Genomic DNA, 9136 nt, shown 5'->3' on the forward strand with positions numbered 1-9136 from the left:
CATACGCTTGCTGTTGGTTGGTGTTATCCTAAGTTGGCGATTTGATGATGCGAATAATGGGATTTTGAAAAGGATGATTAACTACGACTGCGAGGGTTGTAGCTTTGCCATAACGCCTATGGGAAACGTTTAAAAGCTGTTTTACAAAAGGGTTAAATGTAGATGTTTTCATTTTATGATATCTATGAAAACGATGTGTACCCAAAAAGCAAAGGAAGAAAACCAAATTGGTGAGAAACCAATAGGGCGAACTTCAATGCTTACAAGTGGTACCGCTAAGAACCTCCCTAATCGAAATCAGGGTTCCTCAAGACTGACATGAAGTTCGCCCTACTGGATAATATCGTAAAGATATATAAATCCAATAGAAAACGAACTCACGGTCAACTCAAGAGGAAAATTTAGCGGTTTTCTTGTTTGAGTGACATCGTTAAGTAGGATTTAATCCCTACTAAAGTTATCGCTATTAAACTAATTACTAAACAAATATACGATTGTTGATTTTAAAAATCAACTATAAAATAATTTTTTTTTAAAGTGACTAAAATTAATCGCATAGCTGAGGTATTAAAAGAAAAGGGCGCTGGAAATAGCGATTTAATAAAGTTTCTTGGCGTAGAAAAAGAAACTGTATCTAGATGGGTTAACAATAAACAACAACCTACACTAAATACTTTAAATAAAATTGCTGAACATTTAAGGGTTGATATAAGAGAATTACTTCATCCAAGTGATTGGAGTAATAGTCAGATACTTCCATTTAAAAATAATACTAAATAAATAGTGTAAGTTGAGGGCATAGAAGAAAGTTAATATAAATTTCATCATTAAAGTTAAGTCAAGATTATGGCAAAAGATTGGACATCAATAGAGCAAAGTACACCTAATGTGGGGAAATCTGTTATTGCAAGTGTAAAGGATGGAAATAGCTTTTATTCTGAATTTCTAATCTTACAAAAAGATAGAACTTGGAACTACCAAAACGGTAGAAAACTTGAGGACAGTAAAAAAGTAGTAGGTTGGATGGATAGTCCATCAACATATCTTGGTTAAATGATTAATAATAAGATTAATTCTCAAATGCTTTTCAAATCATCAGATTTACTTTGGGTAAAAAATGTAAAAAGAGACAATGGTACAGATTGGGCTTATTATGAAAATTCAACTGAACAAAGATTTAAATTAAACTTTTCTAGAACACAGATAAAACAAGCTAATTTAGTTAAGCCTGGAGAACTTATATTATTATTTCAAAAAGTAGACAAGGTCGCAGGCGTATCACCAAGAACGTATTTAACGCATTTAGTAACACCAATAGATTATTCAGAAGCGACAGAAAATACCTTATTAACACATGACTTCAAATGGGAAAGAGAAGTCGCAGTAATAGCAAAAGCATCTTTAGACAAAAAGATATTTACCCAAGCCAATAACCTAAGCTTCTTTAAACCTAATTGGGGCAAAGTCTGCTCTATTTCTCTACTAAGCGAAAACAAATCGATTGAAGAAATACAAAATGAAGTATGGAGACTTTTTAATGGGCAGTTTAATAATAGTGTGTTAACCGCAATAGACATAGATGAAGGGGAAAAATTAAATTTAGATTCTGAGATCAGTTTCTTAGAAGGAAAAGAACGTGAAGCTTTTAGAAAGCATGTTTGGCGAGAACGTTCTCCTGCTATAATTAATATTTGTAAAAAGAGAGCAATGGAAAAGGGCAATTTGCATTGCGAATGCTGTGATTTCGATTTTAATCACTTTTATGGCAGTATAGGCTTTAGTTTCATCGAGTGCCATCATAGATTACCAATAGCGAATGGAGGTGAAAGAAAAACACGTATTGAAGATCTGGCATTAGTCTGTGCAAACTGTCATAGAATGCTTCATAGAAAAAAAGATGATGGAAAATATCATACAATAGAATCGTTAAAACTAATAATATCGAAAGATTAAAAGTCTTTAAATTAAATATCAAATAAAAAAACAATCACCCAAAATAAAATTTTATCATTTGATACTCAGATAGATTAAAGTAAAATTGACAAAAATGATAATAAAAAAGACATATATAAACAGGTTCAGAGGATTTCAAGATATTGAAGTGGAGCTTGGGTCGCAGCTAACAATTATAGCTGGCCAAAATGGTACGCAAAAGACGACAATTTTAGGAATGCTAAGCCAACCTTTCACAATAAATGATTCTGAAAATCCAATGAAGGAAGAAAAGCCTTTGTGCGGGGGGTCTTTCAAATCTGCTTTTAGTGAAAAATTTAAATTATCTGATACTTTTGACTTAGTTAAGCAACATGAATGGACCTTGCATTTAGCTAGCGGGGATACGTTTACGATGGAAAGTATCAAGAGAAGTAAAGATAAAATAAGATTTTGGAAGAAAGGAGATAGAACTAAAGGCTCGGGATATATTCAATTACCTGTAATTTATCTAAGTTTGAAAAGATTAATACCTATTGGTGAAGATATCAAACTAGCAGAAAGCAGTTTACAAAGTCTAACCTCCGATGAGGATAAGATATTTAAATTATGGCATAAAAAAATACTAATATCACATGAGGATATAACGACTGCGAACTACCTTGAAAGCCCAGACAAAAATACGTTAGGGATTAATACTACTTATTATGACTGGAAACAAAACTCCTCAGGGCAAGACAACATCGGTAAGATACTATTGGCAATATTGTCATTTAAAAGGCTCAAAGACAAATATCCTAACGATTACAAAGGTGGCATTTTGGCAATTGATGAGATAGATGCAACATTATATCCCGGTTCCCAAATACAGTTAATAACAGCGTTGCGCAAATTTGCTTCTGACTATAAAATACAAATTATATTCACAACGCACTCTCTTTCAATTTTAGAAAAAGCATGTGAGCTACAGGAGTTAAATAAGGCGCATGTATCAACCTCAGAACATGTTAAAGTTATTTTTTTAGAGAAGAAAAACAATAAAGTAAAAATTATACAAAATGCCACAATAAATACAATTCAGCATAGATTAAATGTAACAATAGAAAGTGCAGCAACTTTTAAAATAGATGTCTTTACAGAAGATAAAGAGTGTATCATTTTCACGAAAGCGTTACTAAAGAGCAAAGCGAACAAGTTAAACTTTATTGACTGCACATTAAGTTGTAGTGCTTTAATAGACCTAGCAACAAGGAAAATACCATCCTTCGTCTTACCAAACTCAATTATTTTTTTGGATGGAGATGTAAGAGACCAAAATTCTGATTTTAAGAAGGTCAAGAAATTAGATAATGTAGTACTTCTTCCATCTAATATTTCTCCTGAGCGGATATTAGCGAAATACCTCGACGGATTAGATGATGAATCTTCGTTATGGAGTAATATTAATCCAAACTTTACAAAGCAATATTGCTTTAAAGATTATTCGTTATCTGAAATTCTTACAGACCGGGAAAAGGCAAAAAAATGGTTTAATTCACATATTAAAACGTGGGGTATTAATGCTACAAAAGTAATTAATCCATGGATCAATGATAACAAAGTACTTGTCGATGAATTCATTCTTGATTTTATAAAAGTATATAACACATTTGCTACCGAGCTATCTATTGAAAAAATGGAACTACTATCTTCTTAGACATGATGATTAGTTTAACAATAATTCTACATCAGAACTCAAATAAATTAATTAACCAAGTATGTACATTGACTATACCTCTTGGGAAACTTTTGAATATTCTCTAAGTACCCTACAATTAGATTTAAACAACCCTAGAATAAACTATCAGGGTAAGAATTTAAATCAAACTCAGATTATGCAATATTTGATTCATAACGAGAAAGTTTATGAATTGGCAAAAAAAATATCAGAAGAAGGCTATTTTATAGGGGAAGAGCCAATTATATGTATTGAGAATGATAAAAAAGTAGTACTCGAAGGAAATAGGAGAACGGCTGCACTAAAACTATTGCAAGACCCAAAGAAGTTTCTACCAACTTCAAGGGCAAATGTTTTATTAAAAAACATAGTCACTAATAACTTTCCAGTCGACAAAAAACTAAAATGTCATATTGCACCTAATAGGCTTTTAGCAAATCCTATTATCTACAGCAGACATAGGGGCGACGCATTAAAGAGGTGGCAGACAGGCAATCAATATGCTTTTGTAGCAAACATGTTTTATAATGATGGGCTTATAATTAATGACATTTGTGAATTGTTATACGAAACCTCAGGCAATATTAAAAACTATTTAAAAGCTTATAATCTGTTTTTCGAAGCACAACAACTCCATTTAAAAGATACAGGCGAATTTATCGACATTTCTAAATTTGATATTACAAACTTGGAAAGGTTTTACAAATTTGAAGATGCTCAGACTTTTTTAGGCATTGACTTTAATCCGGAAGATGCTTCATTAATTATAACAATAGAAAAAGAAGAGTTTGAGAAGCGGTTGCTTTATGTATTTAATGAAATGATGCAGGCAAAGGCCTTTTCGAGGGAGTTTAATAATGAAGATGATAAAGTCATTTATATAAACAAGCTTAAAAAGAATCCAATTTTCGACTTTAACTCTAAAGAAAACACTGAAAATATTGAGAGCCGTAGCGTAGTTGAAAGAAAACACTTAGATGAGGAAAAAGCCAAAATTACTTCAAGGAAAAAATCTAGAAAAAAAAATGAGCTAAACAACTTTATCGTACCGAGAGATTACTACTTAGTTTTCGAGCATGAAAAATTAGACCTGCTTTTTGACGAATTAAAATTCTTGCCAATTGAAAGATACTACTCCTTCGCGATCTTAATTAGAACCTACTTAGAACAGGTTTTATTTCACTATATTGATAAACGTAATCTAAGTGAAAAGCTTAATGAAAAGAGTAATCAAAAAAGAAAAGACGATGGGTTAGCGAAGATAAAAACACTCATTTCTTTCCTTAAAGGTAAGTATCATATAAATGATGAGATTGATACTGCGGATTTCATGCGAATATTAAGATTCGAAGGAGATAAAGAATATGCTTCAAGCTTAAAAACAATGCTCGATTATATAAAAAATCACGAATTAAAAGAAATAATATCTGATGCTACAAAATTGAAAAGTATTACAGATTATATAGATAATGTTAAAAACGGACTTGATCTTGCAGTTCACGATATTAACTATACAATAGATCTTAATGTTAATAGAAGAGCTTGGAATACGCTACACCCATTATTTGCTGCATTACAAAAAAGCATCAGCGAAACCAGCTAAAACGGGTATAATTCAATCGTATGAATTTTCTATATTACCGCTAATTTTTTATTGGCCGTATTAAACTTATATTTGTAACTTAGTTATAAAGCATAAATCTATTGGCAAATCCTAGAAACCAAAGTCCCTTAAGATATCCGGGAGGCAAGGCTTGTCTAACTCCATTTATTACTCAGCTAGCTACGCTTAATGAAGTAAATGGCGGCACTTACATAGAACTTTATGCGGGCGGAGCAGGTGCCGCTCTTAATTTGCTGTACAATGGTGTTTTTAACAGTATCCATATCAATGATTATGATTATAGCATCTATTCTTTTTGGCATTCTATCTTAAACGAAACTGATGCTTTTATAGAACTTATAGAAAACACACCAATAACTTTAGAAGAATGGTATCGTCAAAAAGCTATTTTTAGCCAAGGAAGACACAATGAACAATTAATTTTAGGCTTTGCTACTTTCTATTTAAATCGTACCAATAGGTCTGGCATTATATTTAAAGCTGGCCCTATAGGTGGTTACGAGCAGCAAGGCAATTATTTGATAGACGTTAGATTTAATAAAAAGGAATTAATAAACAGAATAAGAAAAGTAGCTTCTTTTGCTTCAAAAATACACCTGACAAACAATGATGCCATTGAAATAATTAGAGATATTAATCAAATACACAACAACTTAGAAAATTCATTCCTTTATTTAGACCCTCCATACTATTACAAAGGAAAGCAACTATATCTTAACAACTATGGACATGAAGGTCATCAAAGTCTTGCTGCTGAAATGTCACAGGTAAATAAGGATTTAAAATGGTTGATTTCTTATGACAACGCCTCTGAAATAATAGGGATGTATCCTCACAAAAACTTAGCTACTTTCAACCTAAACTATACTCTACAAGAAAAAAGATTTGGTAGTGAATTGCTAATCTTTAGCGATAACCTTACCTTAGAGGATAGAATAACCGTCAATGGCAGAGAAAGCCAGTTACAAATATTTAGACATGAGCCTTTTGAACCCGCATATTGAAAATATAGCTCCTATAAATTTAAATTTTGATTTTCGCAATCCCAGAATAGCGGAATTTATGCCAACGGATGAAACTCCTGAAAAAGAAATTATTAAAATTCTGTGGAATGTAATGGGAGTCGAGGAAATCGTATTATCAATAAAAGCAAGCGGTTTTTTCACCCATGAGCCTCTAATTGCGATTAAAGAAGGTGGCAAAAATATTGTGTTGGAAGGAAATAGAAGACTTGCAGCGGTAAAATGCATTCTTGAACCACAAATAGCTGATTTTGTAGGCATCAATAAAAATATACTTACAGCTACAAAAGAGGTCATAGATTCTATTCAACAACTTCCTGTTATTTTTGTCAACGATAGAAAAGATGCTTGGAAATTTATTGGTTTTAAGCATATCAATGGCCCTGCCAAATGGGGTAGTTATGCAAAGGCGGAATATATATCTCAAATAAAAAATGAATTTCATATTCCTCTGGAAGAGATTGCTTCTCAAATTGGAGATACCCACAGAACCGTACAAAAATTATATCAAGGTTTGCAAGTAATTGAGCAAGCAGAGAAATTAGGCGTTTTTGATAGAAGAGACATACAAGCAAACAGATTATACTTTTCACATTTGTACACTGGTTTAACTTATGAAGGATACCGGAATTATATTGGTATTAATGGGGTTCCAGAAGATCAAGACGACCCCGTTCCGCAAGATAAAAAGGAAGAACTCGGTGAAATGCTTACCTGGATATATGGTAGCAAAGCAAAAGAAATACCTGCTTTAATACAAACCCAAAATCCCGATATCAGAAGACTTGAAGCTGTACTAGGAAGCAGAGAAGCTATATATGCTCTAAAAGATGGCGTACCTCTTTATCAAGCTTATGAAATTAGCCAACCTAAAGATGAAACCTTTGAGCAAAGTCTTTTAGATGCTAAACGAGCATTGCAAAAGGCTCAATCCTATCAATCAGAAGGTTTTAATGGCAAAGATGAATCCTTACTTAAGCAAGCAGCTTCGGTTGCTAAAATTGCCGAAGAGCTTTATGATGTAATGGAAAAGAAATATCTTTCTTTAAAAGACGAGGGTAAGAAGAAAAGACTTTTTGATACAGAAGATTAATCTATACAGCGCATGTTTAAGCTACCAGATGGTTTACCGCAAGTTCGCACATCAGCCCAAGATTGGGCCGATTATGCTGAATATTTAGCGCTAACAAACAAGAAAATAAGCTTTTACGAGCTTGTTAAGCCATCAAAACTAGTTTCAGATGAAGAAATGATTGGTGGTGTAGAAGATGAATCAGATAAATTCTCAACTAAGGCAGATGAAATTGCTAACGAAATAAGGCTTCGCATCCATATATGTGGAGAGAAATATCCATTTACCCTCACCGACAATGACTATGTTTTGTTATTTGAGCCTAAGATTCATGAAAGTACAATTATATATTGTTACTTGCTATTAGCTACTCGGGCGCAAATGAGTAAAGACCGTGTACAAAAAGAAATAGACGGCGCATTGTTATTTGAAAAATTGTGTGCTACAGTTGCGAAAAATTATTTTGGAGAAAGAGCAGAAGTTGATATACTAGGAACTAGTAAAGAAGAGGTTATTAGTTTTAGAGCAAAATTAAAAGAGTTGATTAAAAAAATGGGAGAAGGTGGTTCGATTCATGAAAATCCTGGACATAGACCCCAAGACGATAGTGTAGACGTTATTGTTTGGAAAGGTTTTTCAGATAACCAGCCATCTAAAGTTATTGCATTTGGCCAATGTAAAACAGGAACCAGCTGGGTAAATCATATTACGGAGCTGAGCACTGAAGGATTTTGTAAAAACTGGTTTACTCGTCAGCCAGTTGTAACTCCTATTAGAGCATTCTTTACTGCTCAATATTTTCCGCGAGAAATCTTCATTATCAGGGCCAATAATGCAGGGCTGGTATTTGATCGTTTTAGAATAATAGATTATTTGCCCGAAACTATCGGAGACGAGCTTTTAGCAAGTTTAGTTAGTTGGAATGTAGAAATAGTCAATTTTTACTCAAAGAAAGCTAGTTAGTCTAAGATTAACGCCATACCAATTATTAGACATGAATGAGTTTCCCACAGCTTTAGAAGAAAGCGTTCACATTTTAAATGTAATAAATGAAAATATTTTAAGATATAGTAGAGCGTTAACTAATTTGCCCGATTACAATGTTAATGTAGATGTTGTGCAAGCACTTAACACAATGACTTTTGAACATTGCTGCATCTTAATATCTAGCTACCTTGATGAATATCATGATTACTTCTCTAAAAATCTAAGTACAAAACAAAGAGACAGAATAGCACCTTATTACAAAAGAATAAAACGGGAGTTAAACGTATATCCAGATATTAAAAAATTCAGGAATCAAGTTGTTGCCCACAATTTACGCGTTGATAAGAAGAGTGTCCCTGTTAATACAAAACTTAATAGTTACAAAGTTCCACAAAACATAATAGAATTATCTATAGTAATAACATGTATCGAATATTTAACCATTATTGTTAATAGAAGCTTTCCTACAGCATTCAGCAAGGTATCTAATTACATTGCTAAACATCAAGCTGATGGTGTATCAATGAAAGAGTCACCATTAACATCTCAACAAGCAGAAACGCTGATAATGACTTTGAAATCTGATTTGGAGGGGTTAGACAAAAACTTGGATATGATGATTTAATAAGGAAACATTGTTTAAAGCAGAAAAAACAGCAGTTAAAAGATATAGACTTAGACAAGTTATATTAACGGAAGCAGTAGAAAGAGAAGAACAAGAGCAACAACTTAGACATGAAACACAAATTATGTCTAAGTAACTAAAGAAACATCGTTTAAAG

General features: G+C 32.7%; 10 protein-coding genes. All 10 read left to right on the plus strand.

What is annotated here, in order from left to right; all coding sequences use genetic code 11:
- Positions 1 to 537: 537 nt before the first annotated feature.
- The 10 genes from H510_RS0117750 (at position 538) to H510_RS20590 (ending at position 9115) form a co-directional block, all read left to right on the plus strand.
- A complete protein-coding gene (locus tag H510_RS0117750; protein WP_026905542.1) occupies positions 538 to 780 on the plus strand; it encodes a helix-turn-helix transcriptional regulator in 243 nt (80 codons plus the stop codon).
- A 66-nt stretch (positions 781 to 846) separates the two neighbouring features.
- Complete coding sequence (locus tag H510_RS0117755; protein WP_026905543.1) at positions 847 to 1053, plus strand: hypothetical protein; 207 nt, start codon at positions 847 to 849, stop codon at positions 1051 to 1053.
- Positions 1054 to 1953: an HNH endonuclease gene (locus tag H510_RS19770; RefSeq protein WP_051291386.1), complete on the plus strand. Its 900-nt coding sequence runs from the start codon at positions 1054 to 1056 to the stop codon at positions 1951 to 1953.
- A 94-nt stretch (positions 1954 to 2047) separates the two neighbouring features.
- Positions 2048 to 3628 (plus strand): AAA family ATPase, encoded by a 1581-nt coding sequence (locus H510_RS0117765; RefSeq protein ID WP_026905544.1) that lies wholly within the window; start codon positions 2048 to 2050, stop codon positions 3626 to 3628.
- 61 nt (positions 3629 to 3689) lie between these two features.
- Positions 3690 to 5252 (plus strand): ParB N-terminal domain-containing protein, encoded by a 1563-nt coding sequence (locus H510_RS0117770; RefSeq protein ID WP_026905545.1) that lies wholly within the window; start codon positions 3690 to 3692, stop codon positions 5250 to 5252.
- A 101-nt stretch (positions 5253 to 5353) separates the two neighbouring features.
- On the plus strand, positions 5354 to 6277 hold the full coding sequence (locus H510_RS19375) for a DNA adenine methylase (RefSeq protein WP_051291388.1): 924 nt from the start codon (positions 5354 to 5356) through the stop codon (positions 6275 to 6277).
- On the plus strand, positions 6219 to 7388 hold the full coding sequence (locus H510_RS0117780) for a hypothetical protein (RefSeq protein WP_026905546.1): 1170 nt from the start codon (positions 6219 to 6221) through the stop codon (positions 7386 to 7388). The genes H510_RS19375 and H510_RS0117780 overlap by 59 nt, the downstream gene beginning before the upstream one ends.
- Before the next feature lie 12 nt (positions 7389 to 7400).
- Complete coding sequence (locus tag H510_RS0117785) at positions 7401 to 8330, plus strand: hypothetical protein (RefSeq protein WP_026905547.1); 930 nt, start codon at positions 7401 to 7403, stop codon at positions 8328 to 8330.
- Positions 8331 to 8361: 31 nt separating this feature from the next.
- Complete coding sequence (locus tag H510_RS0117790; protein ID WP_026905548.1) at positions 8362 to 8979, plus strand: hypothetical protein; 618 nt, start codon at positions 8362 to 8364, stop codon at positions 8977 to 8979.
- Positions 8980 to 8989: 10 nt separating this feature from the next.
- Positions 8990 to 9115 carry a hypothetical protein gene (locus H510_RS20590; protein WP_281168265.1) on the plus strand — a complete coding sequence of 42 codons (126 nt, stop codon included), beginning with the start codon at positions 8990 to 8992 and terminating at the stop codon, positions 9113 to 9115.
- Positions 9116 to 9136 lie beyond the last annotated feature (21 nt).

It is taken from the genome of Pedobacter glucosidilyticus DSM 23534 (assembly GCF_000425145.1).
Lineage (GTDB): Bacteria > Bacteroidota > Bacteroidia > Sphingobacteriales > Sphingobacteriaceae > Pseudopedobacter > Pseudopedobacter glucosidilyticus.